21 protein-coding genes are annotated in these 21,078 nt (G+C 65.9%); 17 read left to right on the forward strand and 4 right to left on the reverse strand.

From position 1 onward, the window contains the following. Positions 1-175: 175 nt before the first annotated feature. The 6 genes from VNK82_02775 (at position 176) to VNK82_02800 (ending at position 6,336) form a co-directional block, all read left to right on the forward strand. Positions 176-394, forward strand: coding sequence for a hypothetical protein (locus tag VNK82_02775; GenBank protein HXE89864.1), 219 nt, complete (start codon positions 176-178; stop codon positions 392-394). Between the two features lie 94 nt (positions 395-488). Further along, a complete protein-coding gene (locus VNK82_02780; protein HXE89865.1) occupies positions 489-680 on the forward strand; it encodes a hypothetical protein in 192 nt (63 codons plus the stop codon). A gap of 25 nt (positions 681-705) precedes the next feature. Next, positions 706-1,182 carry an NUDIX hydrolase gene (locus VNK82_02785; protein HXE89866.1) on the forward strand — a complete coding sequence of 159 codons (477 nt, stop codon included), beginning with the start codon at positions 706-708 and terminating at the stop codon, positions 1,180-1,182. 219 nt (positions 1,183-1,401) lie between these two features. Then, the gene (locus VNK82_02790; protein ID HXE89867.1) at positions 1,402-3,744 is read left to right on the forward strand and encodes an adenylate/guanylate cyclase domain-containing protein; all 2,343 of its coding nucleotides are present in this window, start codon (positions 1,402-1,404) and stop codon (positions 3,742-3,744) included. Positions 3,745-3,970: 226 nt separating this feature from the next. Further along, positions 3,971-4,471, forward strand: coding sequence for a hypothetical protein (locus tag VNK82_02795; GenBank protein ID HXE89868.1), 501 nt, complete (start codon positions 3,971-3,973; stop codon positions 4,469-4,471). Positions 4,472-5,094: 623 nt separating this feature from the next. Continuing rightward, positions 5,095-6,336, forward strand: a complete 1,242-nt coding sequence (locus VNK82_02800; protein HXE89869.1) for an MgtC/SapB family protein — start codon at positions 5,095-5,097, stop codon at positions 6,334-6,336. Positions 6,337-6,442: 106 nt separating this feature from the next. Here the strand turns inward: VNK82_02800 and VNK82_02805 are convergent, their stop codons facing one another. Then, positions 6,443-7,042, reverse strand: coding sequence for a UbiX family flavin prenyltransferase (locus VNK82_02805; GenBank protein HXE89870.1), 600 nt, complete (start codon positions 7,040-7,042; stop codon positions 6,443-6,445). Between the two features lie 129 nt (positions 7,043-7,171). Here VNK82_02805 and larB point away from each other — a divergent pair, with 129 nt between their 5' ends. Both larB and VNK82_02815 read left to right on the forward strand, forming a co-directional pair. Beyond that, complete coding sequence (gene larB, locus VNK82_02810) at positions 7,172-7,918, forward strand: nickel pincer cofactor biosynthesis protein LarB (GenBank protein HXE89871.1); 747 nt, start codon at positions 7,172-7,174, stop codon at positions 7,916-7,918. A gap of 32 nt (positions 7,919-7,950) precedes the next feature. After that, positions 7,951-8,580: a CPBP family glutamic-type intramembrane protease gene (locus VNK82_02815; GenBank protein ID HXE89872.1), complete on the forward strand. Its 630-nt coding sequence runs from the start codon at positions 7,951-7,953 to the stop codon at positions 8,578-8,580. Positions 8,581-8,808: 228 nt separating this feature from the next. Here VNK82_02815 and purB read toward each other — a convergent pair whose 3' ends face one another. Beyond that, entirely contained in the window at positions 8,809-10,149 is a 1,341-nt protein-coding gene (gene purB / locus VNK82_02820; protein ID HXE89873.1) for an adenylosuccinate lyase, read from the reverse strand. Between the two features lie 218 nt (positions 10,150-10,367). On the opposite strand from purB, the gene VNK82_02825 reads away from it, so the two are divergent. From VNK82_02825 to VNK82_02835, 3 genes are read left to right on the forward strand one after another with little or no spacing between them, the layout of a single operon-like run. Beyond that, positions 10,368-10,538 carry a hypothetical protein gene (locus VNK82_02825; GenBank protein ID HXE89874.1) on the forward strand — a complete coding sequence of 57 codons (171 nt, stop codon included), beginning with the start codon at positions 10,368-10,370 and terminating at the stop codon, positions 10,536-10,538. A 60-nt stretch (positions 10,539-10,598) separates the two neighbouring features. Continuing rightward, positions 10,599-13,865: a response regulator gene (locus VNK82_02830; GenBank protein ID HXE89875.1), complete on the forward strand. Its 3,267-nt coding sequence runs from the start codon at positions 10,599-10,601 to the stop codon at positions 13,863-13,865. Further along, a complete protein-coding gene (locus VNK82_02835) occupies positions 13,862-14,239 on the forward strand; it encodes a response regulator (GenBank protein HXE89876.1) in 378 nt (125 codons plus the stop codon). Before VNK82_02830 ends, VNK82_02835 begins: the two co-directional genes overlap by 4 nt. On the opposite strand, the gene VNK82_02840 is transcribed toward VNK82_02835, so the two are convergent. After that, entirely contained in the window at positions 14,228-15,223 is a 996-nt protein-coding gene (locus VNK82_02840) for a serine protease (GenBank protein ID HXE89877.1), read from the reverse strand. The genes VNK82_02835 and VNK82_02840 overlap by 12 nt on opposite strands. 205 nt (positions 15,224-15,428) lie before the next feature. Between VNK82_02840 and VNK82_02845 the strand changes: the two genes are divergently transcribed. After that, positions 15,429-16,316, forward strand: a complete 888-nt coding sequence (locus VNK82_02845; GenBank protein ID HXE89878.1) for a hypothetical protein — start codon at positions 15,429-15,431, stop codon at positions 16,314-16,316. 64 nt (positions 16,317-16,380) lie between these two features. Here the strand turns inward: VNK82_02845 and VNK82_02850 are convergent, their stop codons facing one another. Beyond that, positions 16,381-16,869: a hypothetical protein gene (locus VNK82_02850; protein HXE89879.1), complete on the reverse strand. Its 489-nt coding sequence runs from the start codon at positions 16,867-16,869 to the stop codon at positions 16,381-16,383. Positions 16,870-16,966: 97 nt separating this feature from the next. On the opposite strand from VNK82_02850, the gene VNK82_02855 reads away from it, so the two are divergent. The 5 genes from VNK82_02855 (at position 16,967) to VNK82_02875 (ending at position 20,929) form a co-directional block, all read left to right on the forward strand. Continuing rightward, positions 16,967-17,419: a MarR family winged helix-turn-helix transcriptional regulator gene (locus tag VNK82_02855; GenBank protein ID HXE89880.1), complete on the forward strand. Its 453-nt coding sequence runs from the start codon at positions 16,967-16,969 to the stop codon at positions 17,417-17,419. Then, positions 17,416-19,203 carry a chloride channel protein gene (locus tag VNK82_02860; GenBank protein ID HXE89881.1) on the forward strand — a complete coding sequence of 596 codons (1,788 nt, stop codon included), beginning with the start codon at positions 17,416-17,418 and terminating at the stop codon, positions 19,201-19,203. Before VNK82_02855 ends, VNK82_02860 begins: the two co-directional genes overlap by 4 nt. 129 nt (positions 19,204-19,332) lie before the next feature. Beyond that, complete coding sequence (locus VNK82_02865; GenBank protein HXE89882.1) at positions 19,333-19,770, forward strand: hypothetical protein; 438 nt, start codon at positions 19,333-19,335, stop codon at positions 19,768-19,770. Between the two features lie 37 nt (positions 19,771-19,807). Continuing rightward, the gene (locus VNK82_02870) at positions 19,808-20,146 is read left to right on the forward strand and encodes a hypothetical protein (protein ID HXE89883.1); all 339 of its coding nucleotides are present in this window, start codon (positions 19,808-19,810) and stop codon (positions 20,144-20,146) included. Between the two features lie 66 nt (positions 20,147-20,212). Then, the gene (locus tag VNK82_02875) at positions 20,213-20,929 is read left to right on the forward strand and encodes an FAD-dependent oxidoreductase (protein ID HXE89884.1); all 717 of its coding nucleotides are present in this window, start codon (positions 20,213-20,215) and stop codon (positions 20,927-20,929) included. The last annotated feature ends 149 nt before the right edge of the window (positions 20,930-21,078 follow it).

The following is a 21,078-nucleotide window of genomic DNA, read 5'->3' on the forward strand; positions in this document are numbered from 1 at the left end:
AACGTGCGCCGTACAGGCAGCTTCAGAAAGCACTGCGCACAACGCTACGCGTGTATCTTATTTGCTAACATCGCGGCCGGTCAATGCGGGTAGAGTAGTGCTGGTTCAGGCGGCTTGCGGGCTTCAGGCTTGATTCCATCACACGCAACTCGGTCCTCGCGACTCGCAACTCGTCATGGAACATTGCTGCCAGATGCTGCAGGACGCCGTGGAAGGCGAGGCCATCGTCAACGCTCCGCGGTCCCGTATGGAGGGACGCCTGCTGAACGAGGTCGATTCGGATTACGCCGTGCGCTCCGCCGATCCCCGGCCCAACGTGTATCCTATGAACTTCTGTCCCTTCTGCGGGCGCGCCATCTCGCGCTCCATCTGGAATGCGGAGAAAAAGAAATGACGGCTCCCGGCCCGGCAACCTTCCGGGTTCGGCCGGGGTCTAAGACTGCAGAAGGATTCGGCCGGCAACTTTCAACCCGGTACTGGCAACTGAATTGCGCACACTGTTGATTTCCGGCACGGTCGCGGTCACCATCCTGTGGGCGCTGGCGGTGGGTGTGGTGTGCGGATACGCGGCCGTGCTCGCCGTCTTCCGCGTCCTGATGCCCACCCAGCAGCCACCCCAGTCCCCTCGCCCGGCCGCCCTCAAGAAGATGGTCCAGGCTCCTTCGGGGGGCCGCACTTGAACCCTCACCTCACTCGCCTGCCGGCATGAACCGCGCCTATCCGGAGCGTCCCTTGGTCGGCGTCGGCGCCGTCATCGTGGACGCCGCCCGAGTGGTCGTGGTGCGCCGCGCCGGCGAACCGGCAAAAGGTCAATGGTCCATCCCGGGCGGGCTCATCGAAGCCGGCGAGACCTTACAAGCCGCCGTGGTCCGCGAAACCAGGGAAGAGACGGGTCTCACCGTTCAGGTAGGCGAACTGCTCGAAGTCTTCGACCGCATCACGCTCGATGCCGAAGGCAAGGTGCAGTACCACTTCGTCCTGCTTGACTTCCTGTGCCGCCCGGTCTCCGGGCAACTGCGCGCCAGCGGCGATGCCAGCGAGGCCCGCTGGCTCACGGCGGCCGAGCTGGCAGACTTTCCTATCTCACTGGATGCCGCCGAAGTCCTGCGCAAGGGCCTCCGACGCGCCGAGCACGACCGCGGCGACCGCTTCCTGGAAGAAATCAGGAATCCGCCCCTCTGACCGGTCATCATTATCATTTTCTACTGTCATCCCGAGCGAGGGAGGGACCCGCGCGTCTACGCCACAGCCGCACCGCGCGCAGCACGGTGCGGTTGGTCGTGTGCGGGAAATCCGAGTCGAGGGATCTCGGGTTTGCTTGCTTGAGGCTTGACCTTGCGAGAAATGGCCCTATGCGTTGCCCTCCCGTGATAAAAACTCCCATCATCGCGGGTGAACCTCATGCGCCAACTCGCCGCCCTTCTGGCCGCGCTGCCCGCCCGGCATGTCAGCCTGGCCATTTCGTTGGCCGTGACCCTGGCTGGCTTGTTGGTGTTCACGTTTGCCAACGTCAGCGGCGATCCGCGTCCGGGCTTCGCCTTCGTGCAGCACATCGAACTGCGCTCGCTCGACGCGCGCTTCAACCTGCGTGCCCCGCGCCCGCCCGATCCGCGCATCGTCATCGTGGACATCGATGAAAAGACGCTCCAGCGCATGGGCGCATATCCCATCGCGCGCAGCGCCTACGCCCGGCTCATCGACCGCCTGCACGCGGACGGCGCTCGCCTGGTGGGCTTCGACATCACCTTTCCCACGCCGGAGAAGAACTCGGCGGTCGAAGCCCTCTCCCGTCTCGAAACCGAGGTCGGGAAGAACGCGCCTCCGCCGGTGCGCCAGAAGATCGCCGCCCTCCGCGAGTCGAGTGACAATGATCGTCGGCTGGCGGAGAGCATGCAGCGCGCCGGCAACGTCATCCTGGGACACGTGTTCCTCGACCCCAAGCGCGCCGAGGCCGTCTCCCCGGAAGCCGCCGAGGCCTACTTCAACGTGGCCTGGGCCAAGGCCTTCCCTCAGGTTCGCCCGGTCGGCCCGCAGGCAGGCAAGTTCAACCTCGGTGAGGCATGGGCCGAAAAGGGGAGGGGCCAGGTCGCGCAGGCGGTCGAGGCCAACATCGTGCCGCTGGCCGAGGCCGCCCGTTCCTTCGGCTTCATCAACAACAATCCCGACGCCGACGGCACCATGCGCGGCGCTATCCTGCTCATCCGCTATCAGGACCTCGACTGGTATCCCTCCCTCGCCTTTCAGGTGGTCCGCGAATACCTTGAGGTGCCGGATCAGGATCTCGCCGCCTTCATCAATGAGAACGGCCTCGAGCGCATAGAGTTCGGTCCATACTCGCTCGTCCCGCGGCCCGACAGCACGGTGCTCATCAACTACGCCGGACCTTACGGCACCTATCCTCACTATTCGATGTCGGACGTGGTCGAAGGCGCCGTGCCCGCCGCCACCTTTCGCGACAAGATCGTGCTGCTCGGCCCCACCGCGCTGGGCATCGGCGACATGCGCAACACGCCTTTCCAGCAGCGCACCTACATGGGCGTCGAGATCCACGCCAATATCATCGATAACCTGCTGCACGTCGAAGACCCCGACCGCACCTTTCTCACCCGCGGCAACCGTCAGGAAATGATCGACCTCGCGGCCATCGTCATCTTCGGAGTCGTGCTCGGCGCCTGGTTCGGGCGCACGCGTCCCGCCCTGGCCACGGTCTCTGCCATCCTCGTTCTGCTGCTGTTCATGAGCGGCGTGCACCTTGCCTTTGCGCGCTGGGGCATGTGGCTGAGCTTTGTGGTGCCCGCCGGCACCCTGCTCGCCAACTACGCCGGCGTCACCAGCTTCCGCATGATCTTCGAGGAGCGCGAGAAGCGCAAAGTCCGCCGCACCTTTTCGCAGTACGTCTCACCCGGCGTCATTCGCCTGCTGGAGAACGATCCCGGCCGCTATCTGCGGCGTGGCGGCGAACTGAAGGAACTCACCGTGATGTTCTCCGACATCCGCGGTTTTACCGCCATGTCCGAAGGCATGACGCCCGACGAGCTCGTCAGCCTGTTGAACGAGTACCTGGGCGAGATGACCGACATCGTCTTCCGTCGCTGGGGTACGCTCGACAAGTACATCGGCGACGCCATCATGGCCTTCTGGGGCTCGCCCTTCCCCCAGGAAGATCACGCCCAGCGCGCCTGCTTCGCCGCCCTCGACATGTGCGCGCGCCTGGAGGAACTCAACGCTGAGTGGCGCGCCGCCGGACGCAAGACGCTCGCCATCGGCGTCGGCCTGAACACCGGTCCGGTCAACGTCGGCAACATGGGTTCGGACAAGCGCCTCGCCTGGACCGTCATGGGCGACAACGTCAACCTCGCCTCCCGACTCGAAGGACTCACCAAGGAGTACGGGGTGTGCATCGTGCTGAGCGAGGGCACCTGGCAGCAGGTGTCGAAGGATTTCGTCGGCCGCGAACTGGACCGCATCCGCGTCAAGGGCAAGGCCCAGCCGGTGAGCATCTACGAACTGCTCGACGCCACGGGCAACGGCAACCGCCACGCCCCCCTGCTCTCCGCCTTCGACGACGCTATGGCCGCCTACCGCCGCCGCGAGTGGGACGCTGCCGCCCAGAAGTTCCAGTCCTTGCTCGAACTCTACCCCGACGATGGTCCTTCGCGCGTCTTCCTCGCCCGCTCCTGCGAGTTCACCGTCTCCAGCCCCCCGCCCGACTGGGACGGCGTGTATGTCATGAAGACCAAGTAGCCGTTCGCTGCAGCGCCGGCTTCTGTCGCGCGGCCGCCTTCGGCCGCACGTACCCCGGCGCCTCTTGCGGATTTTCGTTGGGAGAGCTGGGCTTCAGCCCCCACATAGGGTTTGGTTGAGCCAGGCCTTAGCCCTGGCAGAAGCCCGCAACTGTAGAGACGTAGCTTGCTACGTCTCTTGCCCCTGCCGCCCGCCCGTGGCACAGTGGCGGCTTCGGAGGCCACCGATGACGCTCCTACGCGCGCAACTCCTGGTTCTCGCCGCCTTGCTCTCTGCCTTTGGTCAAGGAAGGCCGAAGGCTGAAGGCCCCGATCCGCTCTGCGGTTATTTCCAAGCTGTATTGCGCGAGGCGCCCACGAACTTCGTCGGGCTTCGCGGCAAGCCCATGGAGGGGTACAGCATTCCGTTGTGGCAAGGCAAGCTGAAAGCACCTGGCTCGACGTCGTGTCAGGTTACGGAGAAGAGTTATGTCTGCTCATTGGGATTCCGCCCCGACCAGGCCAAGGGTAAGCGTGAGTTTGAAGCCCTGGCCCAGCGTGTTCTGGCCTGCTTCCCTGGATGGAGGATCCAGAGCGCCCGCGGCAATGATTCCTGGACGTTCGCGCTCCTCCGCGAAGAGATGCTCATGGCGGTTGATTTCGAATGCTTGCAGGATTGCAGCTTCAAGAAGGACCCGCGGCCCGAGCTCTTTCTTCGCGTCCAATATCGCCGCTCCGTAGTCCCATAGGATAGCCAGCCCCGCTCGAAGAGTATCCCAAGCCCGCCAAGCGGGCGGCCAAATGATGGTCGCAAATCCCACCGGGCGAACACATCGCAAACAGCCCGTTGTCCCAGCGCCGTAGGCGCGGAATGAAGATAGCCCAGGGCGGTGAGTCCGCCGAAGGCGGACGAGCAAGCCCCGGGGAGGCTCGGCTAGGATCTCGCGCCCGACTGGCGCCGAGCGAGTCCGCCACGGCGGACGGGGCGAGGCGGCAATAGGAGGGCGCCAACCGTAGGCGATCCCGAATACCTCCGCAAATGTAGAACGACCCGCCAGCTCATTCCCGAGCCGGCGGGTCGCCGGTAAGCTGTTGGGATTGGCCTGAGGCGGTCACTCTCATGAATCAGTGGCCACTGCCAACTCCTCAACGTGCGGAAGTTGCAGAAGGTTAGAGCAAACGCCCTAAGCCTCAGCCACCTCACGATTCCTGCATAAGTCCTGTTCCATGGACCACCTCCTTTCCCGTGTACCTCGAACCCTAATACGCTCCCGCGCGCCCCGTCAATCTCTTTGAAAGCATCGCATCCGCTCTGCCACTGCGTTCTTGCATTTTGCATTCTGCATTGTTTCTCGTGCTACGCTTCTTCCCCTTGCCTGCCGAACTGGAAAGCATCGCTGGCCTGGTGACGGCGGCGCTGGGCGGCGCCGCGGTCGGCCTGGAGCGCGAATGGTCCGGCCACGCCTCCGGACCCGACGCCCGCTTCGCCGGCATCCGCACTTTCACCCTGCTGGGCGGGATGGCCGGCATGGCCGGCTGGCTCTGGTCCCTCCAGTACACCGCGTTCGCGGCCATCCTCCTGTCCGCGGCTGCGGCCCTGGTGCTGGCCGCTTACATTTCCGCGGCCCGGCGCAGCGTGGAAGCCACCACCGAGGTCGCGGCGCTGGTGGTGCTGGGCGCAGGCCTGCTCAGCGGCATCGGACACCTGCGTCTGGCCAGCGCCATCTTTGCTCTTACGGTCCTGTTGCTGGCGGAAAAATCGCAGCTCCACGCCATGGTGGCCCGCATTGACGACGTCTCGCTCCGCGCCGGCATCCGCTTCGCCGTCATGGCCGTCGTCATCCTGCCGCTGTTGCCCGAGGGCCCCTACGGACCGCTGGGCGGCATCCGCCCGCGCCTGCTCTGGCTGCTGACCCTGTTCTTCTCCGGCCTGAGCTTCGGCGGATACATCGCTCGCCGTCTGGTCGGCGACCGCCTCGGCTACCCGCTGGCCGGATTGCTGGGCGGCATGGTCTCCTCGACCAACGTCACCTTCACATTTGCCCGCCTCAGCCGCGCGGAGGAACGCATGCGCGGCCCGCTCGCTTTGGGCGTGGTTGGCGCCTGCACGGTTTTGTTTCTTCGCGTGCTCACCGCCACCACCGTGCTCAAACCTCCGCTCACGCTCGCCCTCATTCCCTATTTTGCTGCGCCGTTCCTGGTGGGCGCGGTGTTCCTGCTGCCGCTTCTGCGCCGCGCGCCGGATCAGGTTGCAGCTCCGGTGGAGATGAAGAACCCTCTGCAGGTGTGGAGCGCGCTGCAGATGGCCGCACTGTTTCAGGTAGTGCTGTTCGGCGTGCATGCCATGGAACAGCGCTTCGGCGACGCCGGGTTGCTGGTCTCGGCCGCCGTCCTCGGGCTCACCGACATGGACGCGCTCACCATCTCGATGTCGCGTGCCGACATGGCCGTCACCTTGTGCGCCCGGGCCCTTACCGTCGGCGTCCTCTCCAACACCATCCTCAAGATGCTGCTGGCCGTCGTGTTGGGAAGAGGAACGTTCCGTCTCCAGGCTGGAGCCTTCCTTCTGGCCATGGCAATCGCCCTGGCCGCGTCGCTCTTCTGGCTTCGGTAGCCGGAAAAGTGGGCCTCGGCAGGTCGCACCTCCAGGCCCATTCGTAGAGACGCAGCCTGCTGCGTCTCGGAGACGTTGCAAGCAACCTGGGAAAACGGTGATCCGCCTACCCCTCCCAGCGATACATCCCTTTCTGCTCCAGCCCCACGTGCGCCAGCACGCGGCAGGCGAACTGTTTCGCCATCGCTTCCGCCCCCGACGGCCGGTTGTATAGTGCAGGGATCAGAGGGAAGATGGTCGCCCCCGCGTCGGCCGCGCGATACATGTTGCGAATGTGGATCTTGTTCAGCGGAGTCTCGCGCACGCACAGCACGAGCGGGCGCTTCTCTTTAAGGCAGACGTCGGCGGCCCGTTCCACCAGCCGCGTGGCCAGTCCATTGGCGACGCGCGCCAGCGTCCCCATGCTGCACGGGATCACGATCATGGCGTCGGCCGGATATGACCCGCTGGCGATGTTCGCGCCGATGTTGGCGTTGTTCTGCTCGCGGATCTTCTTCGACTTGCGCCCCACTACCTGCGCCACCAGGTTGGAGCGCCCGCGCAGGCCCAGCTCCTCCGCCAGCACGCGCAGAGCGTGCTCGGAGACCACCAGGTTGACGTGCGCCACGCGCTGGTCGCGCTCCAGCAGTCGCAGCAGCTCGCGCGCGAAGATCGCCCCGCTCGCCCCGGTGATGGCCACGGTGATGTTCTGCGGTGGGATGGACATGGGCGTCAATCTTAGCACTCAGCATTCAGCCGTCAGCACTCAGCCTGATGCAGAGAAGGTGTTAAGCTGATTGCTGATTGCTGAGTGCTGAGTGCTAGTCGCTAATCGCTTATTGCTTATCGCTCCCCGATGAATCCCGAGGCCTTGCGCAAGCTGTTCCATGAAGTTCGCACCGGCCGCCTCTCACCCGACCAGGCCGTCCGCCGCCTGCGCCACATGCCCTTCGAGGACCTGGGCTTCGCCAAGGTGGATCATCACCGCCCGCTGCGCGCCGGCATGCCGGAGGTCGTTTTGGCGGAAGGCAAGACGCCCGCTCAGACGGCGCGCATCTTCGAGCGTCTGGCTCGCCACGGCTCGAACGTCCTCGCCACGCGCGCTTCCCGCGAGCACTACGCTGCGGTCCGCAGGCGCGTACGCCGCGCTCGCTATGAGGAGCTGGCCCGCGCCATCGTGCTGCATCGCGACCACCGCCGGCACGGCAAAGGACGCATTGTCGTCGTCTCTGCCGGGACCGGCGACATCCCCGTGGCCGAGGAGGCCGTGGTCACCGCCGAGCTCATGGGCAACACCGTCGAGCACATCTACGACGTCGGCGTCGCCGGCATCCACCGCCTGTTCGCTCACCGCGACTCGCTCACCCGCGCCCGCGTCGTCATCGTCTGCGCCGGCATGGAAGGCGCGCTCCCCAGCGTGGTGGGAGGCCTGGTCAGCGTTCCCGTCATCGCTGTGCCCACCAGCGTCGGCTACGGCGCTTCGTTTGAAGGATTGGCCGCGCTACTCGGCATGCTCAACTCCTGCGCCTCCAGCGTCAGTGTCGTCAATATCGATAACGGCTTCGGCGCCGGCTACGTCGCCTCGCTGATCAACCGGCTGTGATGTTGCCGATGACAAGATGACCACATGACTGCATGAACCACATGTTCCGTGATCTGCTCGAAGTCGCCGTCGCCTACGCCCTGATCGAGGCCGCCCTCTGGACTCCGCGCCCGCAGCAGTTCTGGTGGTCTGTGGCGGCCATGGTTTGGGTGCTGGCCTCGACCATCGTCGGCCGCAAGCGCTTTCGCACTCTCGGCCTGGGTTCGCGCGGCTTCCGGGATACGCTGTGGATGGTGCCCGGCGCCCTTGCCGGGGCCGGCATCATGCTGCTCGCGGCTTGGCTGGAAGGCACACTGCATCCTCTGTTCGGCAGCCGGCCCGCCCTGGTGCATGCCCTGCTCTACCTGCCCTGGGCGCTGGCGCAACAGTTCCTCTTGCAGTCGTTCTTCTTCCTGCGGCTGGAGCGCGCCTTCGACAGCGGACGCCGCGGCGTGCTGGCCGCCGCCCTGCTCTACTCGCTGGCCCACATCCCCAATGAATCCATGGTGCTGGGCACACTGCTCTTCGGCCTCATCTCGTGCGACGTCTTTCGCCACGCCCGCAACGTCTACCCGCTCGCCCTGGCCCACTTCATCCTGGGACTGGCCTTCGCTGTCAGCGTCCCGGCCAGCGTGCATCACAACATGCGCGTCGGCCTGGGCTATTTGCGCTATCCGAACTGAGGGCGGCCACGAGAACCAGAGCAGTCAGCAGTCAGCAGTCAGCAGTCAGCAGTCAGGAATCGGCATCCGCCATCAGCAATCAGGTTGTCGGCTGTCGTCCATGACCCTGATGCCATCATCCTGAGCGACGAAGGGGCTCCCGCGCCCATACGCCCCAGCGGCAATGCGCGCAGCGCGGTGCCGCTGGTCGTGCGCCGGAAACCGGAGCGAAGGATCTAGGGGTTGCCGTTATCTCCCGCTCTTTCTTCGCGTTCTCTGCGTTCTCTGCGGCGAACCCTTCCCGAACACGCGAACAAAGATCTTGTCCACGTTCCGCAACTGCCGCTTCAGGTCGAACGCCTGCTCCAGTTTCTTCCGCGGCAGCCGCGCGGTGATCTGCTTGTCCTTCATCACCATCTCGCGGAAGTTGCCGCCTTCTTTCCACGCCCGCATGGCGTGGCGCTGCACCATGCGGTAGGCCTTCTCGCGCGACAGACCGCTCTCCGCCAGGTCCAGCAGCAGTTGCCCGCTGAACACCAGCCCTCCGGTGCTCTCCAGGTTCTGCAGCATGCGCTTGGGATAGACCAGCAGCCGGTCGATCAGGTCAGTGGTCTTGTGTAGCAGATAGTCCACCAGGATGGTGGAGTCCGGCAGGATGACCCGCTCGACGGACGAATGCGAGATGTCGCGCTCGTGCCACAGCGCCACGTTCTCCAGCGCCGCCTGCGCGTTGGCCCGCACCACGCGCGCCAGCCCGCTGATCTGTTCGCAGGTCACCGGATTGCGCTTGTGCGGCATGGCCGAGGAGCCCTTCTGCTTCTCGCTGAAGAACTCTTCCGCTTCGCGCACCTCGGTGCGCTGCAGGTGCCGGACCTCCGTGGCGAACTTGTCCAGCGACGACGCGATGCCCGCCAGTGTCGCCAGGTACTGCGCGTGACGGTCGCGGCTAATCACCTGCGACGACACCGCCGCCGCCTCGAGGCCCAGCTTCTCGCAGATCCTCTCTTCCAGCTCCGGATCGAGATGCGCGCAGTTGCCTACCGCGCCCGAGAGCTTGCCCACCCGCATCTCTTCCGCCGCCCGTTCCAGGCGAGCCCGTTGCCGCTCGATCTCGCTGTACCAGTTGGCCAGCTTCAGCCCGAAGGTGATGGGCTCGGCGTGCACGCCGTGCGTGCGTCCGATCATGGGCGTGCGCTGGAACTCGAGCGCGCGCCGCTTCAGCACCGCGCTCAGCTTCTCCAGGTCGCGCCGCAGGATTTCCGACGCCGCCTTCACCTGCAGCGCCTGCGCCGTGTCCACCACGTCGTTCGAGGTCAGCCCGTAGTGCAGCCAGCGTGACTCCGGGCCGATGTGCTCCGCCACCGCCGTGGTGAAGGCGATGACGTCATGCTTCACCTCCGCCTCAATAGCCAGGATGCGGGCCACGTTGAAGTCGGCCTTGGCGCGGATGGCTTCGGCCGCCTCCCGGGGCACGATCCCGGCCTCGGCCAGCGTCTCGGTGGCCGCCAGTTCCACCGCCAGCCACATGCGGAACTTGTTCTCGTCCGTCCAGATGTGCCCCATCTCGGGGCGCGTGTAGCGTGAGATCACGGCCTCGTCCTCGCCTCCGGCTGCGAATCGGGAACCGCCATTCTAAATGGCCGCGACGCATCTTTCCCAAAGTGGGCCTTGTCCCGTAAGTGGATGCGCCCTCCTTCCGCCGTGCGTTTTCCCGGCCGGCCACGCCCGCAGCTCCGCCTAGCATGAAGGTTGCGCCGCCTGCGCGCGCGGTACCCGCGTGGCTGGCGCCGTCCTCGCGGAGGATCAGCATGAAACCAGCTGCCAACGGCAGCCCATCCAAGCGTCCCTATCAGAAGCCGGAACTGCGCAAGCTGTCTCCGGCGGAAGCCCAGGCGCGCCTGCGGGAGCATGCGATGCGCGGCAGCACGGTGCCTTATCTGCTCCTGCATCGCCCGCCCCAGCGGGGTTGGGTCCGTTAGGACCCGTCAGCCCTTCCGTCGAGCGCTGCCGGTTTGGCTATGAACAGCGCGTCCAGTGCGATGGCAGAAGCGGCCCGGGATGAGCCTGCGGTCTCGGCTCTGGTCCGGTCGTTCCGCCGGTTCGCACGCGCCGCCGCTGTGGTTGCCATGCTGGTCGGCATCGTTGTCCTCGGTGGTTGGTTCTTCGACCTCGCCACGCTCAAAAGCGTCCTTCCCGGCCTGGTCGCCATGAACTTCAACACTGCGCTGAGCTTTGCGCTCGCCGGCCTCGCCCTCTGGCTGCTTGCGCCCGACTCGGTCTCAGCCGGCAAGTCTGGCCTTCACTTCACCGGCTTCGCCTGCGCCGCCCTGGTCACCCTGGCCGGCGCCCTCACGTTGAGTCAATACCTGTTCAACTGGAACGCGGGAATCGACCAACTGCTCTTCCCCGAACCTGCGCCCGCCGTCGATACCTCTCATCCCGGCCGCATGGCGCCGGTCACCGCCCTGAACTTTTTCCTGCTCGGTGCAGCCCTCCTCCTGCTGGAGACGCCCCGGCGCGTTCTCCAGTTCTTGCGCTTCTGCCTTGCCGCGGCAGTGTTCCTCTCCTCGTTTCTGGGCCTGATCGGCTACCTCTACGGCGTTCGCCAGTTCTACGGACAGGGACCGTTCACCGCCATCGCGCTCCACACCGCAGCCACTTTCTTCTTGCTCAGCCTGGGGATCATCTGTTCCCGGCTCGAGCAGGGGCCGACCGTCGCGTTTGCCGGCGACACCACGGGCGGCATGATGGCGCGGCGCCTCTTCCCCGCCGCCCTGCTGACCCCCACCGTCCTGGACTGGCTCCGCCTGCAAGGCGAAGCTCACAGTCTCTATGGGATGCACTTCGGCGTGGCCCTGTTCACCACCGCCAGCGCCATGGTCTTCGCCGCGCTGGCATGGCTCAACGCCGTTGCCCTGGACCGGCTCGACCGGCAGCGCCGCCAGGCCGAAGAAGGACTCCGCGAGCAGACCCGCATCCTGCAGTCCATCCTCGACTGCATGGGCGATGGCGTTGTGGTGGTGGACCAGGACCGGCGCTTCCTGGTTTTCAATCGGGCAGCGGAACAACTGCTCGGCCGCGGACCGGTACCGGCCGACCCGGCCTCCTGGCCCGAATTCTACGGGCTCTACTACCCCGACCGGATCACTCCTTTTCGCAGCGACGATCTTCCCAGTGCCCGTGCCCTGCGGGGGGAATCCACCGATGGTATCGAGTTCTTCGTCCGCCACCCGGGCCAGACCGAAGGCCGCTGGGCTCAGGCTTCCGGCCGGCCGCTGCTCGACGATCGCGGCCGCATTCGCGGCGCCGTGGTCGTCAGCCACGACATCACCCAGCGCAAGCGCTTCGAAGAGGCTCTGCGCCGCAGCGAGGAAAACTACCGCTCCCTGGTCGAGCACATCCCCGACGTGGTCTGGACCGCCGACTCTGAAGCCCGCGCCACTTTCATCAGCTCCAACATGGAGCGCCTCTCCGGCTTCACCGCAGAGGAGATCGAAGCAGGCGGGCCCGAGGTCTGGTTCCAGCGCGTCCATCCCGATCACGCCCAACGCGCCCGCGACGCCTACCGCGAGATGTTCGAAACCCGTGCGCCTCTGGATGTCGAATACCCCATCCAGCGCAAGGACGGCCGCTGGATCTGGGTACACGTGCACGCCGACCATGTCTACCAGGCCGAGGGTCGCGTCTTTGCCTCCGGCATCGTCTCCGACGTCACCCGCAGCAAGCAGCTCGAGGAGGACCTCCGCCGCCTCAACGCCGAGCTCGCCGCCGCCAACCAGGAGCTGGAACAACGCAGCCGCGAAGCCGAGCACGCCACCCAGCTCAAGAGCCGCTTCCTGGCCAGCATGAGCCACGAGCTGCGCACTCCGCTCACCGCCATCATCGGCTTCTCCGACCTGCTGGGCGAGGAGATCGCCGGCGCCCTCAACCCCAAACAGCGCCGCTACGTCGAGCACGCCCGCCAGGCCGCGCGCCACCTCCTCCAGCTCATCAACGACATCCTCGACCTCTCCAAGATCGAGGCCGGCCAAATCGAGTTCCGTCCGGAAACGTTCTCCGTCGCCGAAGCCCTCCCGGAAGTGCTCACCACCATCCGTCCCTTGTCGCTCGGCCGCCGCGTCCGCCTGCAGACCCGGATGGACGACCTGCGCGTGTTCGCCGACCGCATCCGCTTCAAGCAGATCCTCTACAACCTCATCTCCAACGCCATCAAGTTCACTCCCGAAGGCGGCTGCGTCTCGGTCGAATCCGCGCTGTGCGGGGCCTTCGTCGAGGTCTCCGTGATCGACACTGGCGTTGGCATCGCTGCCGACGAACTCGAAGTCATCTTCGATGAGTTCCGCCAGGTCGGCGACAGCGCCCGCGGCCTCAAGGAAGGCACCGGCCTCGGCCTGGCCATCACGCGCCGCCTGGTCGAGCAGCAGGGCGGAACCATCCGCGTCGCCAGCGAGCCCGGCCGGGGGAGCCGGTTCACCTTCGCGCTGCCGGCTGCGCTGCCCACCGAAGTCACCCGCGAGCCCGCTCCCCAGCGTCCTCGCGCTTCACGCCGCGTCCAGCCCCTTGTGCTCATCGTGGACGACGAGCCCGCCGCACGCGAGCTGCTGGTCGAGTACCTCTCGCCTCAGGGATATGAGCTTGCGACCGCCGCCTCCGGCGACGAAGGCTTACAGAAAGCGCGCGACCTGCAGCCCGACGCCATCACCCTCAACATGCTCATGCCGGGCAAGAACGGCTGGGAGACTCTGCGCCGGCTCAAAGCCGATCGTTCCACCGCCTGGATCCCGGTCATCATCGTCTCCGTCGTCGACCAGCGGAACGTGGGGTTCGCGCTGGGCGCTGCCGACTACCTGGTCAAGCCCGTGCCCAAGCAGGTGCTTCTGCAGGCGGTCCGCAAGTGGCTCCCGCGCACCGACGGCCGGCCCTCCATCCTGGTGGTCGATGACGAACCGCAGGCCCTGCAGATGATGGCGGAAGTGCTGGAGGCTGCCGGCTATCGCATCGCCAAGGCTTCCGGCGGTCGCGAAGCCCTGGAAGCCATGCGCCGCCATCCGCCCCACGGCCTTCTGCTCGACCTGCTCATGCCCGAAGTGGACGGCTTCGAGGTCATCCGCCAGATGAAAGAAGATGGCGCCCTGCGCGACATTCCCGTCTTCGTTCTCACCGCCAAGGACCTCACCGAGGTGGACGTCGAGTTCCTTCGCCAGCAGACCCGAGCCTTCTTCCGCAAGAACGCGTCCTGGAAGCAGGAATTGCTGGCTCAGGTGCAGGCCGCAGTCTCCCGCACCGCGGAGGGCGCTCGCCCATGAAGCGCATCCTGCTGGCCGAGGATAATCCCATGAACCGGGAGCTGATCCGCGACGTGCTGGAAGCCCTGGGCTGCGAGGTCATCGAGGCCGAAAACGGCGAGGCCGCTCTGCGCAAGCTGCGCGAGCTGCCGCCCGACCTCGTCCTGCTGGACGTGCAGATGCCCGGACTGGACGGCTACGCGGTGCTCGGCCAGGTGCGCGCGGATGCCCGTCTGTCCCACCTGCCGGTCATCGCGCTCACCGCCTTTGCCATGCGCGGCGACCGCGAGCGGATGCTGGCGGCCGGCTTCGACGCCTATCTCAGCAAGCCCATCGACTTCGACCAGCTTCGCGCCGAGATCGAGCGCCTCTGCAACCACCGCTCAGCGCATTGAGTACGCGCGCTCGTCCCCTTGCAGGCCGGAGAGGGCTTCCTGCATCAGCGGGCGCAGGGCTTCCACACTCACGCCCAGCGTGCTCCCGGAGAAGCCTTCGAGATAGGCCGCGTTGATGCCGATCACTTCCCCGCGGGCGTTGAACACCGGGCCGCCGGAACCGCCGTGCGCCGTGGCCGCGTCGTAGATCAGGTTGTGGCCGACCACGTCGCCCAGGTGGCCGAACGTGGCCGAAGGACGGATGAGCAGCAGGCTGGCCAGTTCCCGGGTCACCGCCATCTCGTCCTCGCGATTCACCAGCCGCCGGTAGACCGCGCGCGGGCTCTTGGCCACCATGGCCGCGGTGCCCATCGGATATCCCACCACCACGACCGGATCGCCCGGCACGGCGGGCCGCGCGGCCAGCGGCAAGGCCCGCAGATTTGCTGCCGAAGCCTGCGGCTCGAAGCTCACCACGGCCAGGTCGGCTTCGTCCGAGACCGTGACCTTGGTGACGCGCAGCCCTTCGCCCACTCCGGGGAAGAAGGCTTCCAGGCGCTCGAGTTTGGGCCGCGCGCCGCGGCGCATCAGCGCTTCCGCTTGTTCGTCTTCGAACCAGGGTTCGGCGACGTGGCGGTTGGTGGCGATCAGCCCCGCGCCCACCACGAACCCGGTGCCGGAAAAACGCATGCGCAGCTTCCCGCGCCGGCCCACAACCGCGGGCCGCCCGCTGAAGGTGTAGGTCCCGTAGAGGAAACCGATGGAGTCGCGGTGCCGGTTCAGCACCACCGCAGGCATGGCCTGTTCCTGGCGCACCGCCTCCAGTTCGGCCGAGAGCCGCTCCACCCGCTGGGCGAATCGTTGCGCGGAGCGTTCCGCCGCCATCTGCGAACCGCCGGCGACCAGCGCGAGCAGGACGGTGACTCCCGTCATCGCCGCCCACGGCGCGTATCCGCGCGCGGCCTTTCCGGCGTGCTCGCTCGCCCGTTGCACTGCTGGCGTCATTCCGCCTCACCTTGCTCTCGGATGCAAGCCCTTTGCCGTAACTGACTGGATACCGGCGTATCCGCCCCGCGCCGCTGTTTCTCCTTCGCTTGACTGGCAATTCCCGGCCCCGGGGTCTAGAATGTGCCGGTCTTTTCTTCTCCTGTCCCGGAAGCGTGAGCGCGCTTCCCATCGTTCTGACAGCCAACAATCCGGAGGATTCCCCATGAAGAAACATTTCGCATTGCTCTTGGCGTTCCTGCTCGTCTCCAGCCTGGTGGCGCTGGCGGGCGATGCCGCGGGCGCGCCCAAGATCCTGCGCATTTTCAAGGCCGAGACCGCGCCCGGCCGCAGCGCCACCTACGATGCCGCCGTGCGCCAGGTGCGGCAGGCGGTGAACGCCGGCAAGGCCGACTTCCACTGGATCGCGGCCCGGCCCTTCACCGGTGACGCCAACCAGATCATGTTCCTCACCTTCGCCGATAATTTCGCCGAAGTCGAGCGCTCCGAGGAGAGCTTCAACAAGGCCGCCATGGCCACCTTCCAGAGCGCCGACTTCACCCGCAGCATTGCCGAATCCGAACGCAGCGGCAAGAACATCGTGGCCAAGCTGCGCGAGGACCTTTCCTACAACCTGGGCAGGTTCGACGTGGCCAATGCGCGCCACTGGGAAGTCAGCTTCGTCGAGGTCCGTCCCGGCTACGGCATGGATTTCTCCGAGATGGAGCGCGAAGCCATCGATCTGCACAAGCGCGCCAACATCGATGAGGTGTGGGCCGCCTACGAAGTCGAGTACGGCGGCACGCCGGGGATCCTGTTCCTCACCCCGCTGCGCTCGCTCGCCGATCTCGACCGCGACCTGAAGAAGGAGCACGAGGCCGTATTCACTCCCGCCATCCGCCGCCGCTTCTCGGCCGTGGCCCGCGAGGGAATCGCGCAGGAGAAGAGCCAGATCATCTCCGTGCGGCCCGACCTCAGCCGTCCCACCGAAGCCATCGTGGCCGCCAACCCCGACTTCTGGACCGTGAAAGAAGAAGCTCCGGCCGTTGCCGCCAAGGGCAAGAAGACCGCCAAGGTGCAGCAGGCGGCGCAGAAGTCCGAAGCCAGGCAGTAGCGTTAGCCGTTTTCTGGGAGCCGGCGGCGGAAAGCCGCCGGCTTCCTTCTTGTGCGGCGCTCGCTTACTTCTCTGCGAGGTAGACGCTTAGCGTGAGTTCCGGCTGCTCGTCCTCTTCATCGCCGGAGGGAACCAGGCCGCTGAAGTCCACCGAGAGGCGCGTCTTCTCGTGCGCGAGGATGAAGCGCCATTGCGATTCCTCGCGGGTCTCTTCCGCCTTCCATGCCGGGAAGCACGCCCGTGCGCGTTTGGCCAGCGCGACGAACTCGCGCTTGCCCTTGGCCGGGTCCGGGCGGAATCCAAGCGAGCAGAAGTAGCCCTGCTCACTGGCCTCGCACGAGGCTGCGCCCGGCGCTTTCAGCTTGCCTTCCCACATGGCCGTGAATCCTTCCAGGGGCTGGCCGCGCAGCGCCGCGAACCGCGTGGGCGCTTCGCGCAATACAGATTCGAAGTAGCCGCAAAGCGGGTCGCGGGCCTCAGCTTTCTGCGCATCCTGCCCGGAAGCGGAGAGCAGGACGGCGAGAACCAGGAGTTGCGCGCGCAGAAGTCTCATCGGCAGGCTCCGGAGGGTGTACTGTGCCACGGTCCGGCGCCCGGGAGCAACTTTGTTCATGGCTCGGCCATGCATATCGTGATACGATATATATCGCATGTCCTTCTACCAGGCCCTGGCTGAGTTCCGCTACCGTATACGCGGTTTCCTGGAGTTCAGCCAGCGGGCGGCGGCCGCCGCCGGCTTGGAGCCTCAGCAGCACCAGGGTTTGCTGGCTTTGCGTGGCCTCCCTCGCGGGCTTCAGCCCACCATCCGCACGCTGGCGGAGCGCCTGTGCATCCGTCACCACAGTGCGGTAGAACTGGTGAACCGGCTGGCGCGCGCCGGACTGGTGACCCGCAATCACGCCCCAGGGGACGCACGCGTCGTGCTGCTGCGCCTGACGCCGCGCGGCGAGCGCCTGCTCGACCGCCTTTCCCGCCAGCATCGCGCCGAGTTGCGGGTGGCTGCTCCAGCCCTGGTCCGCGCCCTTCAGAGCGTCATCGCGAAGCCTCCCGTCCGAGCCCGCCGGCCGGTTCGGCGTCCAGCCCATGCCAAGGACAAACGATGAGCCCGTCACGTCTCAGCCCCGGGCATCCCCCGGCGCAGTTCCGGCTGCTGATGGTTTCCCTGCTGGCGGGCGGCATCGGTCTGGCTGCGGGCTTCATCGCCTACGGCCTCTATTCGCTCATCGGCTTCTTCAGCAACCTGGTCTTTTTCCAGCGGGTGGAGTTCACGCTGCCTTCGCTGCAGGACCACCACTTGGGACTCTGGGTGCTGGTGGTGCCAGCGCTCGGTGGCCTGATAGTCGGACTGATGGCGCGCTACGGCTCTTCCCGCATTCGCGGGCACGGCATCCCTGAGGCCATGGAGGCGGTGCTGGTGCAGCAGAGTCGCATCGAGCCGCGCGTCGCGTTGCTCAAGCCGCTTTCCGCCGCCATCGCCATCGGCACCGGCGGCCCCTTCGGCGCCGAGGGTCCCATCATTCAGACCGGCGGCGCCTTCGGATCCCTGGTCGGCCAGCTCCTGCACACCACGGCGTCGGAGCGCAAAGTCCTGCTGGCGTGCGGCGCCGCCGCCGGCATGGCTGCCACCTTCAGCACGCCTATCGCCGCGGTCATCCTGGCCATCGAGCTGCTGCTGTTCGAGTTCAAGACGCGTTCCTTCATTCCGCTGGTGATCGCCAGCACGCTGGCTACCAGCGTCCACGTCATGCTGCTCGGCCCCGGCCCCATGTTCGACGTGGGACGCCTCGATTTCCGCGTCCCTGCAGCCCTCCCCTTCTATCTGCTGCTGGGCCTGGTGTGCGGCCTGGCGGCCGTCGCTTTCACCAAAGCGCTCTATTGGACCGAGGACCGGTTCGAGCGCCTGCCGCTCGATCCCATGTGGCATCCGGCCATCGCCGGCGTGGCGCTGGGCGTCATCAGCTTCTACGTTCCCCGCGTGCTGGGCGTGGGCTATGACACGATTAGCGACATCCTCGCCAGCCGGCTCACTGTCCAGCTCCTGCTGCTCGTTCTGGTGTTCAAGTCGCTGGCGCTCTTGATCTCGCTGGGCTCGGGAACCTCGGGCGGACTGCTGGCGCCCATGTTCATGGCCAGTGCCGCGCTGGGCGCGGTGGTCGCGGCCCTGCTGAACCGCATCGTGCCCGGCGCGCACCTGGCACCCGGGGCGTTTGCGCTGGTGGCCATGGGCGCGGTGTTCGGAGCCGCCTCCCGCGCCACCTTCACATTCATCATCTTCGCTTTTGAGATCACGCGCGATTACAACGCCGTGCTGCCGCTGATGCTGGTGGCGGTCATCGCCGACGGCATCGGCCTGCTGCTGATGCCGACCTCCATCATGACGGAGAAGCTGGCCCGCCGCGGCCTGCGCATCCACCAGGACTACGAGGCCGACGTCCTGCAGCAGGTCACCGTGGGCGAGACCATGATCCGCGACTTCCCCACCCTCTCCGCCGGCATGCGCATGGAAACGCTCGCCGAGCGTCTGGCCGCCGGTGACCCTTACGCGACGCGCCATTATGCCTTTCTGCTGCTGGACGACCACGGCGACTTGGCCGGCATCCTCACGCGCGGGGACATCGTGCGCGCCCTCAATCATCCCGATGGCCGCCAGCGCACCGTGCTCGAAGCCGGCACGGAAGCGCCGATTACCATCCTCCCTGATCAACTGCTCTCCGACGCGGCCAGCCTCATGCTGCGTCACGACATCGGCCGCCTGCCCGTCGTCAACCCGGAAAACCCGCAGAGGGTCGTCGGTTACCTGGGCCGCTCTGGGATCATGGCTGCCCGTGTCCGCCGCCTGGAGGAAGAGCACATCCGCGAGCCCGGCTGGCTCGGCCGGGTATTCTGAGCCGAATTCACCCGTCGTCACGATCTGTGCTGCCGGCCCATGGACCTCGGCAGCTCCCAACCAGCGTTGTAACCCTTCGCCGCTCCGCCACTCTGTACCGGTGAGACCAAAAAACGGACGAGGTGCAAGATGATCCATAGCAACGAAAAAGGCCTGAATTCAGCATGGTGGGCTTTGCGAATCGGGCTTGGCTTGGGACCATTCCTGGCCGGCCTGGACAAGTTCTTCAACATCCTCACCGACTGGCAGATGTACCTGAGTCCCACGATGGAAAAGCTGTTGCCGATCAGCGGTGCCGCGTTCATGCGGACGGTTGGAGTCGTGGAGATGATTGTTGGATTAGCCATTCTGACGCGCTGGACAAGGCTGGGCAGCTACGTTGCCGCGGTTTGGCTGCTCGCCATCGCCGCCAACCTGGTGACTACCGGGATGTTTTTCGATCTGGCGGTTCGGGATGTGGAAATCGCCATCGCTGCCTACACCCTGGCGCGTCTCACCGAAGCGCGTCAGCCGGCGGGCGCAACTTTGCCCCTGTCGCTGCTGGAGCGCCGTCGAACGGCAGCCTGAGATTTTCGACCGACCCTAATTCCAAAAGGAGAACATAGTGAAGAACGCAGCGCTTTTCCTGGCCGTACTGGTCCTTGCCCTTCCGGCTTCCGCAGCAGCGGAAACCTGGGAGAACGTCACCGTGGTGGACACGATGTGCAGTGCGAAGGTCAAGGCGGCCCCCGACGAGCACACCACCAAATGCGCCCTGGCCTGCGCCCAGAGCGGTTTCGGCATTCTGACCGCGGATGGCTCTTTTCTGAAGCTCGATGCAGCGGGCAATCAGAAGGTCGTAGACGCTCTCAAGAGCACCAAGAAGACCGACCACTTGCGTGCCACCATCACCGGCGAGCGTCAAGGCGGCAACCTCAAGGTGCAGTCGCTCAACCTGCAATAGCCGTGCCCCGAAGGGCGGCTGCTTGCGCAGTCCGCAGGCAGCCGCCCGCAGAACATCGAGGAAGGAATGGCCAAAGTCAGGATCAAAGGAACCAGCGAGGTGGCCGACAGGACGCTGGCTGTCCGCATGGAGAAGCCACCCGGCTTCAGTTTCGAGGCAGGGCAGTTCGTCGAACTGACGCTGATGGATCCGCCGGAGACGGACGCCGAAGGCAACAGCCGGGCTTTCACCCTGGCCTCCGCGCCCCACGAAGCGGAGCTGGTCGTCGCCACTCGATTGCGCGACACCGCCTTCAAGCGGGTCCTGAAGACCTTGAAGGCTGGAGCGGAGGTCGACCTTGACGGCCCGTTCGGCTCCTTCACCCTGCACCGGGATGGCTCACGCCCGGCTGTCTTTCTGGCGGGAGGAATCGGCATCACGCCGTTCCGGAGCATGGCGCTCCAGGCAACGAAAGATGCGCTTTCCCAGCGCTTGTTCCTTTTCTATTCCAACCGGCGTCCGGAAAATGCCGCATTTCTTGCGGAGCTCCAGGCGCTGGAGACACAGAATTCACGGTTTACCTGCATTGCAACCATGACTGACGTGCAGCCTTCCAGTCAGTCATGGCAGGGGCACCGAGGTCGCATCGACCAGGCGCTGATCGAACGCTGGGTCGACTCAACAACCTCGCCCATCTACTACATCGCCGGCCCAGCTGGAATGGTGAGGGCCATGCAGGGACTGCTGAGGAGTTCAGGAGTCGCTACCGAAGACATCCGTGCGGAAGAATTCTCCGGCTACTGAACCCAGACGCTGGACGAGAGAGCAATTGCCACCTGACCGGTCGGCGGCGACTCTACATCACAAGGCGGTGGCGAATGAAGTTCGCGCCGTCTTTGCTGCGACCTTTGCGGTCTCTGCGTTTGAAAAAATCAAAAGCCGCCAGCTCTCGC

This window comes from Terriglobales bacterium (assembly GCA_035573675.1).
GTDB lineage: Bacteria > Acidobacteriota > Terriglobia > Terriglobales > Acidobacteriaceae > DATMAB01.